This window comes from Calditrichota bacterium (genome assembly GCA_014359355.1).
Lineage (GTDB): Bacteria > Zhuqueibacterota > Zhuqueibacteria > JANLFK01 > Oleimicrobiaceae > Oleimicrobium.
Genome location: JACIZP010000102.1, coordinates 1 through 19,192, shown reverse-complemented (window position 1 = coordinate 19,192; position 19,192 = coordinate 1). Strand labels below are relative to the sequence as shown.

At 62.3% G+C, this 19,192-nt stretch carries 16 protein-coding genes; all 16 read right to left on the bottom strand.

Translation table 11 applies throughout. The features are described 5' to 3' along the window. The coding region (hrcA, locus tag H5U38_04230) for a heat-inducible transcription repressor HrcA (GenBank protein MBC7186227.1) at positions 1-740 on the bottom strand (740 nt) is incomplete at its 3' end. 94 nt (positions 741-834) lie between these two features. After that, positions 835-1,692 (bottom strand): ABC transporter permease, encoded by an 858-nt coding sequence (locus H5U38_04225; protein ID MBC7186226.1) that lies wholly within the window; start codon positions 1,690-1,692, stop codon positions 835-837. Then, a complete protein-coding gene (gene ftsE / locus H5U38_04220) occupies positions 1,689-2,336 on the bottom strand; it encodes a cell division ATP-binding protein FtsE (protein ID MBC7186225.1) in 648 nt (215 codons plus the stop codon). Before ftsE ends, H5U38_04225 begins: the two co-directional genes overlap by 4 nt. Next, the gene (locus H5U38_04215) at positions 2,333-3,133 is read right to left on the bottom strand and encodes a class I SAM-dependent methyltransferase (GenBank protein ID MBC7186224.1); all 801 of its coding nucleotides are present in this window, start codon (positions 3,131-3,133) and stop codon (positions 2,333-2,335) included. Before H5U38_04215 ends, ftsE begins: the two co-directional genes overlap by 4 nt. After that, positions 3,120-3,755: a 4-hydroxythreonine-4-phosphate dehydrogenase PdxA gene (locus H5U38_04210; GenBank protein MBC7186223.1), complete on the bottom strand. Its 636-nt coding sequence runs from the start codon at positions 3,753-3,755 to the stop codon at positions 3,120-3,122. The genes H5U38_04215 and H5U38_04210 overlap by 14 nt, the downstream gene beginning before the upstream one ends. Further along, entirely contained in the window at positions 3,742-4,794 is a 1,053-nt protein-coding gene (thiL, locus tag H5U38_04205; GenBank protein ID MBC7186222.1) for a thiamine-phosphate kinase, read from the bottom strand. The genes H5U38_04210 and thiL overlap by 14 nt, the downstream gene beginning before the upstream one ends. Positions 4,795-4,800: 6 nt before the next feature. Then, positions 4,801-5,205 (bottom strand): YjbQ family protein, encoded by a 405-nt coding sequence (locus H5U38_04200; protein ID MBC7186221.1) that lies wholly within the window; start codon positions 5,203-5,205, stop codon positions 4,801-4,803. After that, positions 5,205-6,443, bottom strand: coding sequence for an asparagine synthetase B (locus H5U38_04195; GenBank protein ID MBC7186220.1), 1,239 nt, complete (start codon positions 6,441-6,443; stop codon positions 5,205-5,207). The genes H5U38_04200 and H5U38_04195 overlap by 1 nt, the downstream gene beginning before the upstream one ends. A gap of 165 nt (positions 6,444-6,608) precedes the next feature. Beyond that, positions 6,609-6,848: a hypothetical protein gene (locus H5U38_04190; GenBank protein MBC7186219.1), complete on the bottom strand. Its 240-nt coding sequence runs from the start codon at positions 6,846-6,848 to the stop codon at positions 6,609-6,611. A gap of 3 nt (positions 6,849-6,851) precedes the next feature. Further along, positions 6,852-8,690, bottom strand: a complete 1,839-nt coding sequence (locus H5U38_04185; GenBank protein MBC7186218.1) for a tetratricopeptide repeat protein — start codon at positions 8,688-8,690, stop codon at positions 6,852-6,854. Further along, a complete protein-coding gene (locus H5U38_04180; protein MBC7186217.1) occupies positions 8,687-12,028 on the bottom strand; it encodes a DUF4175 family protein in 3,342 nt (1,113 codons plus the stop codon). Before H5U38_04180 ends, H5U38_04185 begins: the two co-directional genes overlap by 4 nt. Positions 12,029-12,048: 20 nt before the next feature. After that, positions 12,049-12,714, bottom strand: a complete 666-nt coding sequence (locus H5U38_04175) for a DUF4159 domain-containing protein (protein ID MBC7186216.1) — start codon at positions 12,712-12,714, stop codon at positions 12,049-12,051. Positions 12,715-12,782: 68 nt separating this feature from the next. Beyond that, positions 12,783-15,437, bottom strand: coding sequence for a zinc carboxypeptidase (locus H5U38_04170; protein MBC7186215.1), 2,655 nt, complete (start codon positions 15,435-15,437; stop codon positions 12,783-12,785). 136 nt (positions 15,438-15,573) lie between these two features. Further along, a complete protein-coding gene (locus tag H5U38_04165) occupies positions 15,574-16,860 on the bottom strand; it encodes a peptidylprolyl isomerase (protein ID MBC7186214.1) in 1,287 nt (428 codons plus the stop codon). Positions 16,861-16,920: 60 nt separating this feature from the next. Continuing rightward, positions 16,921-17,808 carry a peptidylprolyl isomerase gene (locus H5U38_04160; GenBank protein MBC7186213.1) on the bottom strand — a complete coding sequence of 296 codons (888 nt, stop codon included), beginning with the start codon at positions 17,806-17,808 and terminating at the stop codon, positions 16,921-16,923. Between the two features lie 5 nt (positions 17,809-17,813). Beyond that, positions 17,814-19,192 (bottom strand): peptidylprolyl isomerase (locus H5U38_04155; protein ID MBC7186212.1); only part of this gene is annotated, 1,379 nt, incomplete at its 5' end.

Genomic DNA, 19,192 nt, shown 5'->3' with positions numbered 1-19,192 from the left:
AACTCTGGCTGCGAGAGGATGTTGCCGGTCCCGCTCACGTAAAAATGCGCCCCACCTTCGACGTCAAAAACCGATTCGGCCGAGCCGACGATCAGCCGCACCAAGTCGGGAGAACCCTCGGAGATATCGGCCATCCTCTTGTCGATGGACCGCTTGATTTCAAGGAGCGTCAGCCCGTGCAACCGCTCGTTCAGGACCCGTGCCGTCTCCTCGAGCCTGTCACGGGAGAGGTTCGAGTCGATCTCCATGAGGATCGTCTTGACCAGGCCCGACTTGACCCGAATGATCACCAGGATGCGCTTGTCGGCGATCTCCACCAGGTCTAAGCGATCAAACACCCCTTGATAGAAGCGCGGGGCCAACACCACGCCCAGCAGCTTGGAGATGTTGCCAAGGGCTCGCGACGAGCTCTCCAAGATCTGCTCCACATCGGCAGAAGGGGACAGCAGTTTCCTGCGAATGTCCTCCCTCTCCTGGGGCGTCAGATCGTCCACCTGCATCAAGGTGTCGACGTAGTACCTGTACCCCCGGTCGGTCGGCACCCGCCCCGCAGAGGTATGGGGATGTGTGATGAGGCCTTTTTCTTCCAAATCCGCCATGACGTTCCTGATGGTTGCGGCGCTCACATCCATCCCACACTGCTTGGCAACGAGTCGGGAGCCCACCGGCCGCGCATTCTGGATAAAGTTCCGCACTACGGAGCGGAAGACTTGTTCTTCTCTTGGCGTCAGTTCAGTCATGGCGAGTCAATGAAAGTTCCTACCCACCAATTCTTTCATCGTGCCCTAATATATCAATCTCCTATCCCTTTGTCAAGTAAAAAGAGGACTTGCATCAGTACTTGAGTAGCCTCCTCACCGCCAGGACGCTCCCCAACCAACCAAGCACCACTCCTGCCACTATGACCCACAGGTAGAACATCGGCGGCAGCACCACCAGGTGCGGCACCTCCAGGGAGGCGACGCGGACCGACAACCAGAGGCATGCCGCGGAAATTGCCCCGCCCGCTGCTCCCTGGAGCATGCCTTCCACCAAAAAGGGCCGCCGAATGAACGCAGGCGTGGCCCCTACCAGCTTCATGGTCTCGATAATCTGGCGCTTGGCGTGAATGATGAGGCGAATGGTGTTGAACACCACAAAGATCGAGCCAAACATCAAGGCGAGGCCAACCGCCACATCCACCGTCACAGCCACTCGCAGATAACGATCCAGGAGCCGGAACAGTTCCGCACGATAGACCACCTCGCTCACGCCCTTCAACGCACGCAGTTGTGCGGCGACCGACTCCGCCAAGGGCGCGGAGGGACCGTTCGCCGCCAGGCCAACTCGGAACGAGGGGGGCAAGGGATTCTCACCCAGAATCTCTAACACATCTTCACCAAACTCCTCCTTGATCGCCCGCGCGGCGGCTTCCTTGGACACAAACTCCACGCTCCCCACCCCGGGGATGGACCTCACTTGCTGCTCGAGCGCGGCGATGGCGCGCTGGTCCAAAGCCTCGTCGACAAAAACCTCAAAGGTCATCCTTTGCCGCACGGCAGCCGCCAGCCGATTCAGATTGAGGCTGACGACCATGAACACGCCCAGCAGCGTCAAGGCCAGAGCAACAGTTGACAGGGAAATGAAGCTGGAGAAGGGCGCGCGCCGAAATCCTTCCACGCCCTCACGGATGCTGTAGAGAATGCCACTCACAGGGTTCTCCCCGCTTGTATGCGCACGATGCGCTTTCCGGCCCTCTCCACCAGCGCGTAATTGTGCGTAGCCATGAGGACTGCCGTTCCCTTGAGGTTGATCTTCTCCAGGAGTTCGAGCACCTCCCGAGCAGTATCGGGGTCCAGATTGCCAGTGGGCTCATCCGCCAGGAGCGCCAGCGGTTCGTTCACCAGGGCACGGGCAATTGCCACGCGTTGTTGCTCGCCGCCCGACAGCTCGTGTGGCATGCGATGGCGCTTGTGACTGAGTCCCACCTCCGCCAAGACGCGCAGTACCTTGCGGCGGATCTCCCTGCGCTTAGCACCGGTCACCCGCAGGGCGAAGGCCACGTTCTCGAATACGTCCCTATCCGGCAGGAGACGAAAGTCCTGAAAAACGATCCCGAGCAGACGACGGAGGTAGGGTATCTGCTTGCGCCTTATGTGCAGCGAGTCGAAGTCGTGGACCATGACCACGCCTTCCTGCGGGCGTTCGTCCATGTAGATGAGCTTCAACACGGTGCTCTTGCCCGCGCCGCTCGGTCCCACCAGGAACACAAACTCTCCTCGGTGCACGTCGAGGTTCACGCATTCGACGCCTCCGCCATCGGGGTAGAGCATGCGCACGTTGCGCAGGTGGATCATTCTGGCCCCTCACTTCCTGAGAATGGCTGCCTCTCCCCTGAGGCCCGCCGACGCAGCACGTAGTGGACCCGCTCGCATTGCTCCGTGCCCGGCGTGAGGGCGAAGTCGCAATAGCTCCCCACCAGACACAGGCTGCTCTGCTGGATCATGGTTTCCACCTCAGCCAGAGCGTAGATGCGCTGTCGATGCAGCTCCTTGAAGACCACCCCCGGCGCGCCGGCGAGCTGGATTTCGAAATCATTGATTTGTACACTCTCGTGTTCGAGGTAACGGCTCTTCCTGACGTAGGTAAATCCCGGTCCGCTTTCCCTGTCGCGGAAGTTGCGGAAATTACGCCGCGAGTTCAGGGCCGTACACACATCGAACACAAAGGCACCATCTTCCTCCAGGCAGTCTGCCACCCGATCCAGAGTCGCCAACCAATCATCTACGGACAGTAGGTAGTTCATGCTGTCGTAGATGCACACCACGGCAGGAAAGCGGCGCCGGGTAGCAACCTGGCGCATGTCGGTCACCCACATGGGGGGATGTGCGCCGCGTTGTCGGAACTTGCTCTGTGCCTGCTGCACCATGTGGGGACTAAGATCGCAGAGGGCTGGCTCCCAGCCAAGGCGGTGGAGATGCCAACTCAAAGAGCCGGTGCCGCAGGCCAGGTCCAATAGCCGGCCGCGTCGCACGCCGGCGCGGGTAAGGAGCAGATCCACATGTTCTGCCCAGAGCTGATAATCCACATGGCGCATGACGTAGTCGTAGATCTCGGCCAGCTGCGAGTACGTCCGTGTCTCACGCCTTGGCATTGACCAGGGAAGCAGCAACCTGCAGGGACTCCTTTAGGGACAGGAACAGCTCCTCTGGCGACGAATTGGCTCCAGGGGCGGCCAGCACGATCGGTGCCGGCGCACCGCCCGCAACCCGCACCAGAGGCTTTCCTGGCACGCGCCTCAATCTCGCCCGGCCCTCCAGGCGGAGCCATTCGCCCAAGAGCCGACCAATGTCCGCGTAGTGGAACCCGGCGGCGCGCAGGGCTGGCATTGCCAATGGGCCCACCACTGCCGCATCGGCCCAGCCGAATAGCAGCACTTGCAGGGCCGCATCCAGGTCCTCAAGCATGCGCTCTCCGAGACGCGCCATTTCCTCCTCCGCACGGGGCGCCAGGGGGTGCTTCGGCCTGTCGATCACAGAGACTGCGTCATCGTCCGCGGCTTCTGGCTCAAGCAGGCCCACCCGTCGCAGACTGCGCTTAAGACCCAGTTGGTGCGCGGCCTCAGACAGTGCCTCAAAGTCTCCGGCCAATGTGGTGCGGCACACAGCCGCCTGCTCAGCATCGATGGCAGCGCGCAGAGCCGCCACCGCACTCTGCAGCGCGGGGTTGCCCACGGCCAGCACCACGCGCGGCAGTCGACCCTCAGGAACGCGCATCCCCGCCCTCCTGCGCCGTCTGGTCCCCAGGCTTGCCGAAGTGATTCCAGCCTGACATTGTGAGCGGCCGGAGCTGCCCATCCTTCTGGCGATGGAGCACTCCCTGCTCGGCAGGCACTATCTCGCCGACTCTGGTGAGCAACAGGCCAAACTCCGCTTCGAAGGAGCGCTTCACCGCCTGCACCTCAGTGTCGGCGGCAGTGAAGAGCAGCTCAAAGTCCTCGCCCCCGCTCAGGGCGTAGTCGCGCGCCTCCTGGCCCAAGGAGGCCGCTATCTCGCGTGCCTCCTGAGACAAGGGAATCGCCGCCTCGTCCAGCACCGCGCCTACCCCACCGAGCCGACAGAGGTGATGCACCTCCGAGGCGAGGCCATCGCTCACGTCAATCATGCTGGTCAAGTGGACCCTGTCGCGCAGGAAGAGGGCCTCTTGCACGCGCGGGAGCGGCTGCAGATGGCGGCCCACTGCTGAGGGGAACCGCTGCTTAGGGAGCTGCCCGGCCGAACTCAGGGCGAGGAGACCAGCGTGGGCCTGCCCAAGGTAGCCGGTCACGTAGAGGCCATCCCCGGCGCGTGCGCCATCCCTGCGGGCGAGCAAGTGGGCCGGAACGCTGCCGCACACGGTGATGCTCAAGAACAGCCCTCCAGGGGAGCGGGTTGTGTCACCGCCAATGACGCTGGCACCACTGCGGGCCGCCAGATCGACCATCCCCTGGTAGAGCTCTTCGACCTCCTCCACGCTGATGGCGGCGGGCAACGCCACGGCGACCACGGCATAGCGCGGCTCTGCTGCCATAGCGGCGATGTCGCTCATGTTAGCGGCCATGCTCCGCCAGCCGAGCTGGTAGGGTGTGAAATACTCCCAGCGGAAATGGACGCCTTCCACCAGGGCGTCGGTGGTCACCACCAGCAATTCGTCGCTTGTGTGACGAAAAGCCGCTGCGTCGTCATCGATGCCCACGACCACATCGGCCGGGGGGGTGCCACACACGGCTTTCAAGCGAGCGATAAGGCCGAACTCTCCTATCTCCGCGATGCGCATGGCAACTCATCCAGGCAAGATCTTCACCCAGACCTGCCGGGTGCGCGGCCCGTCAAATTCGCAGAAGAACAATGACTGCCAGGTGCCCAATTTCAGCCTGCCGTCCTGCACCACAACCGCCACCGAACAACCAAGGAGCGACGCCTTGATGTGTGCAGCCGCGTTGCCCTCCATGTGCTGGTAGTTGTTGGCCAAGGGGATCACCTTGTCCAACTCGGCGATGATGTCGCGGCGAACGTCCGGGTCGGCGTTCTCGTTGATGGTCACTGCCGCCGTGGTGTGCGGCACAAAAACCAGGCACACTCCGTCGCTCACGCCGCTCGCGGCCACCGCCTTTTGCACCTGGGCATCGATATTGACAAACTCGCAACGCGCACTGGTGCGCAAGGAAAACTGGTACAGCTCCGCCATCAGGTCTTCCTCTTCCTCTGCTTTGCCGCGGGGAACAAAATGTTGTTCAAAATGAGCCGATAACCGGGCGAGTTCTTGTGCAGGGCAAGCTGCGTGGGCGGATCCCCGACCAGATGCTGGTAGTCTTCGGGGTCGTGCCCCCCAAGAAACGTGAAGGTTCCCTTGCCCACATTCCCATGGATGTACTTGACCTGCTCGGTCCCCTCCGCCTCTGCCAGAATGGTTACGGATTTTTTTATCAGGTCACGCCGAAAACCGGTGGTCTGACCCATGAATCCCTTTACCACCGAGACGTGGTTCTGGGTGAGCATGCAGGGGACCGGGTCGTATTTTGCAGAGAAGTCAAACAGCGTGAAGTAATCGGCCTCGGCGCCGCGCAGGAGAGGCGCATAGCTGGGCGGCACGTCGATGTCGGAGTACTCGTAGATGAGAGGGTTGAGCTCAACCCGGAACCCTTCAAACGCCACGCACTGCGAGTAGTCCAACCGCTGCTGGCAGTCGGGAGCGGGTGGGTCCCCGTCAAAGACTGTGTCCACAATGTCCGTGTTGACGGCAGCCAAGGCAATGTCGTAGGTGTCGGTGGCCGAGCACATCGCAAAGAGGAACCCCCCGCGCAGCATATAGTCTTTGATCGCTAATGCCACAGCCCGCTTCAATTCCGAGACCTTGGCAAAACCCAGCTTTTGCGCCGTTTCGCGGTTCAGGGCCACCTCTTCCTGGTACCAAGCCGTGTTGCGGTAGCTCGCGTAGAACTTGCCAAACTGTCCGGTAAAGTCTTCGTGGTGCAGGTGGAGCCAATCGTACTTGTCCAGGTCCCCACGCAGGATTTCGGCATCCCACACCACCGTGAACGGCACCTCGGCGTATTCCAACGCCAGCATGACGGCATCGTCCCACATCTCCTCTTTGGGCGGGGCATAGATGGCGATGGCGGGGGCCTTTTCCAGCAGCACGACCTCCATGTTCTCCGCTTCGATGGTGTGGTAGACACTGCTCACTGCCGCTGCATCCAGATGCTCGAAGCTTACCCCACGGACGCGCAGCTCGCGTTCCACCATGGCCTCTTCGGCAAGGAGAAATGAGCCGCCGCGATAGTTGAGGAGCCATTCCACATTCATCCCCTGATCCAATGCCCAGTACGCCACCCCGTAGGCCTTCAGGTGGTCAGTCTGGGCAAGGTCCATGGGGATGAGAATGCGCTGCGCCATTGCGCCGCCAGTCGGCACCAGAAAGAGCATGCCGCTGAGGGCAACGACCACAGCAGGGAGCAGGAGGCGGCTCCACATTCTCCGCAAGATCACTGCTCTCCCGGGAAGCCAGTGGGGCAGACTTTGCGGGCGCCGCCCGCCGCGCTTGTGACGACCTTGGTTTGTCTTCCATACCGGCATTGGGACACACCAACCTCAGCGCGGCGGCTTTTCCAAGTCGATCCCCTTCAGAAAGTCCTCGATCTCCTGCAGGGCGCGCGCCTCCATCTCGGCGGCGTTCCCTCCCGCTTCGTATTTGACCCGGAAGGAGATGGCATTGAGCTTCTTGTCCACATCAACCCCCCAGTTGATGTTGTAATCCAACACGCCAAGAGCATGGACTCTCTCCAAGGCCTCCTCGGCCTTGATGTGTTTGAGGTAGAAGGTCTTGACCATGGTCTACCGTTCTCCCTTTCGCTTGTTCGCCTCCATCCTCGCGTCCACCACGCGAAGGCGTTTCCGCACTTCTTCCACGTACACGCTGGTAGGAAAGGTCACCAAGAGCTCCTCGTACGCCTTGGCAGCTGCAGCATCGTCGGCAAGTTGCGCCTCTAAGAGTTCCGCCTTTCGCTTGAGCGCCAGATCGCGGAAGCGACTCTCCGGAAGGCCCTTGTACACTTGGTCGTATGCCTGAAGGGCCTCCTGATAGCGCCCCTGCTCGCTCTTGATGCGGGCGATCTGCATCCACGCTTCATCGGCAATGGCGGGCGGGGGTTGCTTGCGCACCAGCTGCTCCAGGCGGCGGAGAGCTTGCTCTGGCTGCCACTGCCTTTCCAGGAGCAATGCACCGGCAAAGTCCTGCAAGGCCTGCCCATCGTCGGCGTTCTCCTTGATGAGCAGGAGGAGTTCCAACGCATCATTGGTCACACGCGTAGGCGAGGGCCCGCTCGCCGAGCTCACCTGGGTGAGTATCGCTGCGGCGCTGTCCACTCGTCCCGTGAGGAAGACCAACTCCCCGATTTTGAAGAGCGCCGTGTGGCCCACTTCTTCGCGCGCCGCATCTTTGGAGCGGGCTGCCTGCCCATACGCCTCCCGCGCCCCGGCAATGTCGCCAGCGGCAAGCTTGCAATCGCCCAACAGCAACAGGGCCCGACCCTGGTCGCCGCCCCCTGGACATTCGCCCATCAGGCGTCCGAGCAGTTGCTGACACCGCGCCGCGTCCCGCAGGAAGTGAAAGTACACGGAGGCTGCTTCCAGGAGCGCGGGGCATGCCTCCCTGGAGCGTGGATAGCGGTCGGCAACGGCAGTGAAACCGTCAATTGCTGCCTGATACTGCCCCATCTCTTTCAGCAGCACCGCACGTTGGAATTCGGCGCGCAGTGCCAGAGGACTGCCGGGGTAACGGGCCAGAAGCAGCGCGTAAGCCTTCTCAGCAAACTCATAGGCGCGCTCCTGCCGGGCAGTCTCAGCAAAGCCGAATAGCTCCGCGCCCAGGGTGCCGCGGTTGCGCTCGACATCTGCCGCCAGGCGGTCGACCTCCACATAGTTCTCGAAAGCTCGCGCCCACTGCCGGGTGCGGAGCCATAGCGAAGCGAGGATCCGTCGCAGCGGAAGCTGGTGGGGCGAGGAACTAAGCTCCTGCGTGAGCACCTCTGCCACCTCCGCAGCGCCCTGGGGGCTTGTGGCGTACGAGCCAACCCTTGCCTGCACCACGCTCCACTGCTGCGGGTTCTCCCGCAGGAAGAGCAAATTCTCCCGCGTTGCCTCGCGGAAATTGAGGCGGGAGGCATACAAGTCAGCCATTTGCAATGCAAACAAGGCCGGGCGACCCGTCTCTTCGCGCGCCTGGCGGTAGACAGCGATGGCCTCGTCAAGGAGGCGGTTCTCGCTCAGGCTGGCGGCCACCATTTCGTAGACGTTCAGATTGCGTGGGTGCTCCTGCAGGATCCGCTGCCATTCGCGCAGCGCCTCCCGCTCCTGGCCCCTGCGGTAGAGCAATTCCGCCCAGTCCACTTGCGCCTGCAGGTCGCCAGAAGCAAGCCGGCGTTTGATCACCGCCGCCAGCTCGTCCAGCCTGCCCAGGCGCAAGAGGTTCCTGCGCAGCCCCTGGTAAGCGGCGATGTTCTGCGGGTTCCTTGCGTAGAGTGCGCCAAACACCTGCGCGGCGCGGTCGTACTGACCTATGGCTTCGTAGTCATAGGCCAAGCGCAGACTATCCGGAAGCTGTGCCATCACTCGCCCGCAGGACAGGCCCAGCCCAAGCACCAACACGCACACGCACGCGCGAACGGCAGTCATCGCTTCTCCTGTCTGGCCAGGGCCTCGAAGTAGAGGCGGATGAGCTCAAGATAGTCCGGGGTGTAGCCCTCCTTCTGGGCGCGCAGCAGGTCCTCCGCCAGACTGCTCTGCGCGGCACCCAAGTCCTGGGGCAAAGGTCCGGGGCTGGGGCGCACCACGTTCTTCCCCGCCTGCGCTTGGCGCTTGCGGCTAAAGTCTCGTTCGCGCACGGAACGCTGGCTGTCCAGAAGCCGCGAAAGGATGCGTTTCTGCCGGTCAAGGGTGCGCTGGTCAAGGCGCTGGGAGGCCAGGTCCTTGGCCACTTCTTCCATGTCCTTGGCCACCTGATCCAGGCGCCCGAGGATCTCGGAGCGGCCGCCCATCTCCCGCTGCAGCTCTTCCAGCGACTTGCGTAGCGCCTCTTGCTGGGCGGCCAAGCGGGCCATGGCTGCCTGCTGCTCCAAGGTGTATTGCCCGCCAAGCCCCAGCTCCAAGGTCTGCTGATTGATCCCTTCTTGCGCACCAGCCATGTTCTGCAAGCGCTGCAGGAACGTGTCGAAGCCGAGGGCAGAGCTTGCCGAGCTCACCTCGTCCATGGTGCGCAATAGCTCGCGCACGCCCTGATTCAGTGCCGCCATCGCCTTGGCTTGTGAGTTCACGGAGCTGCCGACGTTGCGCTGCTCCAGAGCAGCCACCGCCTGCGCCATGCTCTCCTGCGCTTGGCCGAGGGCCGCTCCCATCTGCGGGGAGACGTAGAAGGTGCGCTTGGCAAGGCTGTACAGCTGACTGGCCACGCGTTCCAGGGCCGTCCTTAGGTCATTCTGCGCCTCGGCCAGCTCGGGAATGCGGGGACTATCGGTCCGGGCCTGTTCTGCAGAGTCCAATAACTCTTCTTGCCTTTGCGACAACTGCACCAGGTCGTGCGAGCTCTTCTGGAGCGCCTTGAGCACTTCCCGCTTCTGGTTCTCCGCCAGGGACTTTTGCGCCTGCTGCAGGGTTTGAGCTACCTGCTGTAACAGGCCGGCCGCTCTCTGTCCCCCGGCCTTGGCGCCGCTCATGTTCTGCTGGCGGAGCATAGCGCTCAGTTGCTTCATTTCGGCCGCCACCCCAGCGGAATCCATCATGGCCGCGGCGCGTTCCACCTCCGAACCAGGCATGTCGGGGAACTCGGCCATGGCTGCGGACAGGTCGTGGAGGTGCTTGGTCAGGGCCTCTGCCTCTTCAGCGAGCCGCCGCTGCTTTTCGGCTAACTGGTTTGCGTCGGCCTTGCGACCGGCGTTCTGCGCAATCTCTTCTTGCCGCTGCGCTGCCTCCATTGCCCGGCGCACAGCCTCATCGAGCTTTTGTTCTATCTGCAGCCGCTTGAGTAAGGCGATGGTACGCTCAATGGACTTGAGGAAATCCTCCTGCGTCAGGCTGAACTTTTCCACTGCCTGCCGCAGCTTGTTGGGATCGATGTCGCGCAAGGCACGCTGCAGCTCCTCCATCGCCCGGCGCATCTCCGGCGTGGCCACTTCTTCGAAGAGCTTTTGCAGCTCCTGGTACTTTTTCAAGGTCTCGAGGGACACCAGGTCGTTCCGCTCCAGACGTTCGATCATCTCGTCCAGGCGCTTGCTCAGCTCTTGCAGCTCCTCCTGCATGCGCCTCTGGGCATCGAGACCTTCCTCGACTTGCTTCCGCTCGCCCCAGTCCAGGTCGGCGTTTCGCTTGAGCTGCTGGGCGAGCCGGTCGAGCCGTTCTCTTAGCTCCTTGCTCTGCTCGTAGACGCTCTCCAATATGTCCGAAGCCTGCTCCTGCGTCTGCGCTACCTCCTGGTAGATTTCATAGATGGACGGGAAGCGCACCCGGTACTCCTGACTGCGCGCGACCTTCGGACCGGAGACCACGTCGTTGTCCCAGGCCTCAGCCTGGTAGACCACCACGTCTTCCGGGATGAGTTGCAGGGAGGAGAGGTCCCACGCGTACTCTACCTGCACCCTATCGGCCGCTTTGCCGAGGGGAAGCGGGATTGCTCCGCGGCCCACCTCGAGCCCTTCGGACCCGCGCACCAGACGATAGACCAGCGAGAGGTGAGAAATGCCAAAGTCATCCTGAGCCTCCACGAGAAGCGGCAGGGTCATGTCCTCGCCAATGTCGACGTCCATGCCCGGCACCGGCACCCGCACGAAGGGCTCCCGGTCTGCCAGCACAGAGACGCGGTATACGATGGGGTTCTGATTCGTCCGACCTGCAAAATCTGCGAGACTGACGTGGTAAGTGGTCTCTTCGCTCACCTTGAACTCGCCTTCCAGCGCCAGCCCGGCGATGCGCATGGGAAGTTCGGCGCCCCCTTTCAGGCGCAGCGCAGCCTTCGCCACCGGCTTGTTGGTGCTCGCCCAAACAGTGACGGTGGATCCCTTCAGGGCAAAAACATCGCCCACGTTTTCATCAAGAAACTGGGTGGGAAGTCCAGTGTAGCTGGGCGGCTTCACCGCCACGCGCAACGTGCGCACCAGCGGCAGCTCGATTACGGCAATTCTGTACTCCGGCGACCTAGTGCCTGCCGCAGCGATGCGGTAGAAGAGGGTGTCGCGGAGCGCCTTAAACTCGTAGAAAAAACTGGTGGGGCCCTGTCGCTCCATCGGTTTGGTGGTCACGGCGACGCTCCCCTCGCCGCGGTAAGCGATGCTGGCCGCTTCCACCTTCCGACCACTGGCCTGCACGGTAATTCTCAGGTCTTGGCCGCGCACCACTTCGGCATCGCCTGGCGACACGGCAAGCACCATCGATGGCCCCACCACATAGCGCGTGCGCGGGTGGGCAAGCCGCATCAAGGCCCCACCGAGCGCCTGGTGAAACAGGCCGAACAGCAGGAGGCTCATGGCCGCGACAATCGCGCACCTGCTCAGCGCGCGGTGAGCAACGCGCCAGTCCACCAGCCTTCTAAAGTCCTCTCCCTCGAGCTTTGCCGCCACCTGGCGCAGGGACTCCTCGATGAGCTCTGATGAGTAGCGCTCTGGGTTGTCCTCGCGCCGGGCATAGACCTGCAGGGCATTTCCGAGCCTCTCGCCAATGTGCGGGTAGTGACCCCCCACGTCATAGGCGAGGCGGATGAGTTCTGGGGAGTTGCGCCGCAGGAGCAGGTCCACCAGCGGCCTTGCGATCCACCACACGAAGGCGCCCAGCAGGCCAGGTGCAAGCAGCCCGCTCACCACCTGCCGCCCCGCCACTGGCAGCGGACGAAGGGCCTCCAGGCCTGCCGCACAGAGCAGCGCTCCCAGCACCACCGCAGCCCACGTCGCCAGCCCGGTTACCAGGGTTCGCTGCTTTTTCGCGTGACCGAAGCCGCGCAGGCGCGATAGCAGACTGTGGTATGTCACCGCGACGCTGCCCATGGCAGTCAATGCGTGAGCGCGTAGATCATGATGTTGGTTCCCATCTGCAGCGCCTCGAGACGCTTCTCCGGCGGGTCGCCGTGGACCTCTGGATCGACCCAGCCATCCGAAATGTTGGTCTCGTAGGTGTAGAAAACCACCAGGCGCCCCTCGTGAAACAGGCCAAAGCCCTGCGGCGGCTTGCCGTCGTGTTCATGAGTCTTCGGAAGCCCCTGGGGAAAGTCAAAATGGATGTGGTAGATTTCATGAGAGAATGGCAGCTCGACGAAACGCTTGTCGGGGAAGACCTTGGCCATCTCCGCGCGGAAAAAGCTATCCATCCCATAGTCGTCATCGGCATAGAGAAAGCCGCCGTGCATCAGGTAGTGGCGCAGGCGCTCGACCTCTTGCGGCGACAAGGAGATGCGCCCGTGGCCAGTCAGATAGAGCACCGGGTAGGAGAAGAGCTTCTCGTCCATTATCCCGACCACGACCTGGTCGCTGGCCACGCGCACATTGGTGTGCTCAGCCATGAATTTGAGCAAATTGGGAATTGCCGAAGGGTCATTGTACCAGTCCCCTCCACCCGCGTAGCGCACGCGGGCGATGGTGAAAAGCTCCCCCTGCGCTGCTGCAGAAGACGCGACGATCGCTACAAGCAGACAAGCCCAGGCCAAGTTCCGCCAGGTCATTGCCCTGGGCAGCGGAGATGGTGGTCCGATTTGCTTGCAGGTCGGGCGGACCGTGTTCTCTCTCCTCGTCATGTCATCGGCGCGAAGAAAATGGCGTTCACAATCAGGCGGGTGAGCCCACGCCACAGGAGACGAAAGGTGGGGTCATCTGCAAACAGAATCACCTTGCCCTTGCCCACCGATTCCTCGATCAGGTACGCGGTACCGGCTATCTTCTCCTGGTTCTTCTCGGAGATGTACCCCGCAAAGCGCGGCTTGTCCGCATAGATGCCCACGTTGTGTCCTTGGGCACTCAGCTCGTAGGCCGTGGTCCCCGCCTTGAAGGTAAACATCGTGCGCTGGCAACCATAGCCCAATGGATGAGAAGTGTCGATGAGCGTGCGCACTATGGCCCCAGGTACTGTGCTGAGCGGCCTCTCTTTCTCCTTTTCCTCCAAGGTCAAGCGCTTGCGGCGCTCCAGCTCGGGATCCTGTTGCTCATCCCCGTCTTTATCCCGGGGCTTTTTCTCCTTTTTGAGCTTGACGGAACAGAGGCGCGCCCCCTCCTGGGTGGCAAAGGTCGCTCCTCCGCCAATACCCACGAAGGTGCCGCCTTCGCGCACCCAGCGCGCGAGGCGTTCCACCGTGGCGCTATCAAGCTGGCCACGATAGCCCCTTCCTTCGCCAAAATCGCTTGGGAAGACAAGCACATCGTACTTGCGCAAGTCGGCAGTGCGTAGCCGCTCGCACTCCAGGGGCGTAAAGTCCACGCCCAAGTGCTGCTCCAACAGGAACCAGAGAGCGCCGAAGGAGCTTGGGCTCACTGGCCTACCGGTCAACATCGCCACACGCGGCGCCTTCAGCGCAATCAGGTCGTCCGAGCCTAAGTCGATGCCTTCCTCGGTGAGGCCGGTGCTTGCGGCGTAGAAGGTCAGGCCGTGGTCAGCAGCCAAATTGGCCACCACGGCGTGAATCGTCGAATCGGGGTGCGTAGTCGGCCGATTGCGCACAGGGATGACAATCGTGCCGCGCTCAAAGCGGCGGCCGGCCAGGGTAAAGGCTTTGCTGCTCACGCGAGCCCGCCATCCGTGCTTGAGGAGCTGGAACAAGGCACTGGCGGCATGTTCGTCCTCCCAAGGGAGCAGATAGGCATAGCTGGCGCGCCCACCCGCCACGCAGCCGGGCACCTGTGGCCGGGCGTGCAGTTGCTCCATGGGACAGCTCAACTTTTCCTTCGTCCAGAAAGTCTTCAGATTGTACACCACCGGCAGGCACCAGGCGGTGATGTCATAGAAGAAGGTGTCGGCCAGCACCGGCTCCACTTCAAACAGGGCAGTGAGAAGGCGCTGTGCCGGCTGGGCAACCGGCACCACGAAGGAGCCTGCCGGCAACAACAGGTTGTCTTTGCTCCCCTCGTAGCTCTCGGCTTTGCGCACCTCTGCGGCCTGCGAGGTGCGCCACACCTCGATCCCCTGCCGCAACAGCAGGTCCACAAAGTCCGCCTGCCTGTTGGCATCTGGGTCCGGTGGGAAGAGATAGTACCGCACTGCGCTCGTGCGTCCACGCTCCAGGCTTTCCCGCCAGGCGTCGACGTAGTCCTGCAGGATCTCCTTGCGGTGGCGCTGCGCGGTCTGCAGCGTAGTCATCGCGGCCACAAAGTGGTGCCAGGCACGATCGGTAAGGGTGAGCAGGCTGCCGTCGTCTCGCCTCACCGCCAGACCGGCCTCACCGCCTCCTCCTTGCTCAAAGGTCATCCCCAGCGCACCGTTGAGGGAAGGCCACGAGTCGCCGAATCCGGGGTAGAACAGGTCAAAGCTTTCAGCAGTGAAATAGGCCCAGCCGTGCTTATCAAATGCCCTGGCGTTGTTCTCGCCAAAGACCTGAGCCCACTTGACCAGGGCCCGCGGAATGTTCACGTTGATGGGGGTACGCGACGGGAAGAAGAAGTAGGTGCTGTTATAGCCCATCTCGTGAAAGTCCACGTGCACCTGGGGCATCCACTGCCGAAACAGCGCCACCCGTTGGCGAGTCTCCTGCTGGGTGAGCCAGGCCCAATCGCGGTTGAGGTCGAAATAGTAGTGGTTGGAACGGGCCCCAGGCCAAGGCTCATGGTGCTCGACAGCATCTGGGTCGGGATTCGGCTTCTTCCCTGCGCTCCGGCCGTAGAATGAGACGTAGCGCTCCCTTCCATCCGGGTTGAGGACCGGGTCCAGGATGACTACCAAGTCCCGCAACAGCGCCTCCGTCTGCTCATCCATACCGGCAGCAAGCTGGTAGGCAACTTGGAGGGCCGCTTCGGTGCCGCTCGCCTCGTTGCCGTGCACATTGAAGCTCAGCCAGGCCACTAAGGGCCACGTGGTCAACATCTGGGAGGGCGCCCCAGACGGCGGGAGTTTGCGGGGATCGGCGAGGCGCTGCTGTCCGGCCTGCAGGCTGTCCACGCGTGCGAGGTTGGCCGGCGCGGAGATGACCAGTACCAGGAGGGGTCTCCCCTCGTAGCTGGCCCCGTAGCGCACAAGCCGCACGCGTGGCGAACTGGCAGCAAGGGCCTCCATGTAGCGCACCACCAGGTGATGGGGCGTGAATTGCTCGCCAACGGAGTAGCCCAGCACTGCTCGTGGGGGAGGGACCTGCGGGTCGTAACAAGAGCTATCCGCCCATTGGAAAGGTCCGGGCTCCTGCCCCGCACCAAAGGCCACACAGGTTCCCAGCATGAAGAGCAGTGTCATACAGACTCTGTGCATCGCTCTCTCCTCCTCGCCGACACGCCCCACCACTTAAAGAAACAAAAACTTCGCCTAATAATCAAGCCCTTTTCCGGTTATGAAAAAGGGCCGGCCTGTGCATTGCTGGCCGGCCCGGAACAGACGAAGCGGTGCGCTACAGACCCTTGACTTCCACAAACATCTCGGCGCGGAGCTCGGCCACCCACTTCTCAAACTCCCGCTGCTTCTTGTCGTTGAGCGCCATCTGCTCGATGGTGTCCCAGTCGTTCTCCAAAGTCAGGGCGCGGGGCTGGCGCCGGTCGAGGAGCTTCAGGATGTGAAAGCCATACTTGGTGCGAAAGGGCTCGGTGATCTGCCCGGGCACCAGGCCGCGGAGGGCCACGACAAACTCGGGCGCGGTTTCCCGCAGTTGGTCGAGTTCGAACCAGCCAAGGTGGCCCCCTTCTTGTGCCGTGGCCTCGTCGTCGGAAAGCTCCTTGGCCAACGCAGCAAAGTCGCCACCTTCTTGGAGTTGCCGGTGGATGTCCTTGATGCGCTCGGCAGCAGCCTTCTCGTCGTCCTTGGTGGTGCCGAGGCCGATGAGGATATGGCGCACGCGGACCTTCTCACCGCGCCGGTCCAGCAACTCGATGAGGTGGAAGCCATACTGCGTCTCCACCACTTCCGAGCGCTGCCCCGGCTCCAGGGAGAAGGCGACCTCCTCGAATTCGCGGACAAAGTCGCCGCGCTGCATGAAGCCCAGGTCCCCGCCCCGCTGCGCCGAACCCGGGTCGTCGGACATCTCCCGCGCCACCTGCGCAAAGTCCTCCCCTGCAGCTAACCGCCGCTTCACCTCCTCCATCCTGCGGAGCGCGTTCTGCCGGGCCTCCTCTCCAGGACGCACCTCAATCAGGATGTGGCTGATCTCCACCGCCTCCTTGACGCCTGGCAAGCTGTCCTTGTGCGCGGCGTAGAACTGCTCCACCTCGCGGCGGCTCACCTTGACGTTTGCGAACTTGGTCTCCCGCAACTGTTGCACCGTCAAGTTCTTGCGGATTTCTTCCTCGTACTGGCGGCGGATCTTGCGCATGGGCATGCCGAAGTATTCCTCGACCTTCTCTTGCGAGCCCAGCTGTTGTATGATGCTCTGCATCTGCTGCTCTAAGAAGGCCTCCACTCTCTTGGCATCGGCCACCACGGTGTCTTCTTCGGCCTTCTTGAGGAGGATCTGTTGCGTGACCAGGGTCTCTAAGGTGCGGCGTTGCAGCTCCTTGAACTTTTCCGGCTCGCGGTTCGGGTCAATGCGCAACTGCATCGCCAAGAAAAAGGCGCCCTGACTGACTTCGGACTCCAGGATTGGCTTGTCATCAACCACCGCAACGACGCGATCCAGGACCTCTTGGGCAAGCGCCGCCCCCACCGCCATGAAGACGATGAGTGCAGCCTGTGGTATTCTCCTCATGCGCTGCTCCGTAATCCTAAGCAACCTTCTAAGCAAACATAGGCGAGGGATCCGGCGGCGTCACTTCACGCCTCTGGTCGAGTCAGCGAGCACCTCCGCCAGCGCGGCAAAGTCCACATAGACGGACTGGCGGGCGCGCAGCCGTTCCACCAACTCACGTTGACGCTCGCGCATCTTTTCCACCAACAGCCGCTCGCGAAGTAGATCTATCACCTCTGTGAAGTCGCGCAGGCTCCCTGCGGGCTTGACGTCGACGACCTTGATGAGATAGTACCCTGCGTCTGTTTTCACCGGCGAAAGTACTCTTCCTAGTGGTGCGCGCGGCACCTGCTGGGCGATTTCTGGCGCCATCTGCGCACGCCGCAGATAGCCTGTGTTGCCGCCGGACCGGGCCGACGATGCCTGCGAGTTCTGCTCCGCCAAGGCTTCGAAACTCTCCCCGTTCAGAATGCGCGTGCGCAGCTCAGTAGCCTGTTGCCAGGTGGGGACCAGGATCTCCTGCAACAGATACTCATCCTCGGGGCGGCGGAAAGCCTCGGCGTCCTTCTCGTAGCGGGCACGGAGCTCCTCATTGGTGAGGGTGAGCCCCTCTGCCGTCTCGCCTTCCACCACCGCAGTGGCCAACACTTCCCGACGCAGGTCGGCAAGCTGCCGTCTCACCTTTGGGCTGCGGTCCAAGCCTCGCCGCTTCGCCTCCTGCGCCAGGAGCTCCGTGTTGATCCACCGTTGAACGTAAGAACGCACTTGCGCTTCGGAGATTCCCAAGCGAGGATTGTCCGGGAAGGCCGCCTGCACGTCGGCGATGCGTAAGACTGCGCTCCCCACTCGAGCGACCACCCGTTGGTCGCCTGAGGGCCTCGGCCCACATCCGATCCAGGGCACGATCAGGCAGACTACCAGCGCTGACGCTGCGACTCTGCGCACGGCCGCGTCTTCCAAGTCTCGCACGCGCGCTACTCCTCGAATAAGTTGGCGAACGCCTTCCTCAGCGCTTCATCGTACACGGTGACGCGGAAGCGCTTGCGCAGTCCCTCCAACCACTCGTTCTTCAAACGCTCCTCCTCCTGACGGCGGAGGTCGCGCTGCACGTCATACTTGGCTTCTTCGTACGATTTCGGGGACTCTTCCTCGCGGTCCAGCACTTTTATGATGGAGAACTTTGGCCCCATGGGGATGATATCCGACACCTGCCCCACGCTCATCTGGAGCGCGGTCTGTCCCACATTGCCGTACTGGCGCGCAGAAATATAGCCCAGAACACCATCCTGATTGCGCACGTTGGTGCGCTCGGTGTATTGGCGTGCGAGCCGCGAGAAACTCTCCCCCGCACGAATGCGCCGCAATAGCTGCTCGGCCTGCTTCCGGTCAGACACGAAAATCTCTTGCACCTTAGCCCGCGCCGGGTTCTTGTAGTTGTCCTGATGGCTTTCGAAGTACGCCTTGTAGGCCTCCTCGGTGAGGTTCATGCGCTTGCGCACCATGTCGTCAGTGATGCGCTGCAGCATGGCCCTTTCCAAGAGCTGCTGTCGGACGCGGCGCATGTCCGCCTCCAGGTGATACTTCTCCCGCCTGGCCTCCTTGAGCATCAGATCCCGCCAGAGTAGACGCGACGTCCAATCCTTGACAATCTCCACCGTAGTCAAGCGAGGTTGCCGACGCGCGGGGTAGCGGCGCAGGGCGTTCACCACGTCGCCGACGCTCACGCTGCCGCCCGCATAGCGAGCCAGGACAACTTTATGATCTGCCGGCAAGAGGCCGTAGAACTGGTCGCGCTCAACGTCCTGATCCTGCCGCACCTTCGTTGCGCCGGTATCGGCAGCCACCGCTGCCAGCCTCGCCACAAAGGTCGCCATGGCGGTGGAATCGTACTGCACCTTGTACTTCTTCTCAAGCTCTCCGGCCAGGCGGTAGTACTCCTTTTCCATCTCTGGCTGCTTGCCTTTGGCCAGCTGCTGCTTGATCCTGTCTTTAGCCTGCTCGTATTCGCCGAGACCGGAAATCTGTTTGTCCTCCACGCGCAGAATGTGGTAACCTCTGCTCGTGCGAATTGGCGTGGAAAGCTCCCCTTGCTTCAGCGCAAATGCTGCTTCGAAGAACGCGTCGTCATAGTTCCCTTCCCCCCAACGAATGAATCCGAGGTCCCCTCCCTTTGTGCTGCTCATGTGATCTTGCGAATAGTTGCGCGCCACGTCGAAAAAGCTTTCGCCCTTGGCTATGCGGTCGCGGAGCTCCCAGGCCCGCTTTCTCACCTCGGCTTCCTTGCGCTCGTCAGCATCGCGCGGCACCACCAAAAGGATATGACGCACCCTGAGCTGCACGCTGCTCTTCCGCC

Excerpts from the sequence above, each read along its gene's own strand:
- H5U38_04175 (MBC7186216.1), bottom strand. The coding sequence starts at position 12,714 with ATGACCTGGCGGAACTTGGCCTGGGCTTGTCTGCTTGTAGCGATCGTC.
- H5U38_04170 (MBC7186215.1), bottom strand. The coding sequence starts at position 15,437 with ATGCACAGAGTCTGTATGACACTGCTCTTCATGCTGGGAACCTGTGTG.
- H5U38_04195 (MBC7186220.1), bottom strand. The coding sequence starts at position 6,443 with ATGCTCTTTCTGGTGCCGACTGGCGGCGCAATGGCGCAGCGCATTCTC.
- H5U38_04190 (MBC7186219.1), bottom strand. The coding sequence starts at position 6,848 with ATGGTCAAGACCTTCTACCTCAAACACATCAAGGCCGAGGAGGCCTTG.
- H5U38_04165 (MBC7186214.1), bottom strand. The coding sequence starts at position 16,860 with ATGAGGAGAATACCACAGGCTGCACTCATCGTCTTCATGGCGGTGGGG.
- H5U38_04185 (MBC7186218.1), bottom strand. The coding sequence starts at position 8,690 with ATGACTGCCGTTCGCGCGTGCGTGTGCGTGTTGGTGCTTGGGCTGGGC.
- H5U38_04215 (MBC7186224.1), bottom strand. The coding sequence starts at position 3,133 with ATGCCAAGGCGTGAGACACGGACGTACTCGCAGCTGGCCGAGATCTAC.
- ftsE (MBC7186225.1), bottom strand. The coding sequence starts at position 2,336 with ATGATCCACCTGCGCAACGTGCGCATGCTCTACCCCGATGGCGGAGGC.
- H5U38_04200 (MBC7186221.1), bottom strand. The coding sequence starts at position 5,205 with ATGGCGGAGCTGTACCAGTTTTCCTTGCGCACCAGTGCGCGTTGCGAG.
- thiL (MBC7186222.1), bottom strand. The coding sequence starts at position 4,794 with ATGCGCATCGCGGAGATAGGAGAGTTCGGCCTTATCGCTCGCTTGAAA.
- H5U38_04210 (MBC7186223.1), bottom strand. The coding sequence starts at position 3,755 with ATGCGCGTTCCTGAGGGTCGACTGCCGCGCGTGGTGCTGGCCGTGGGC.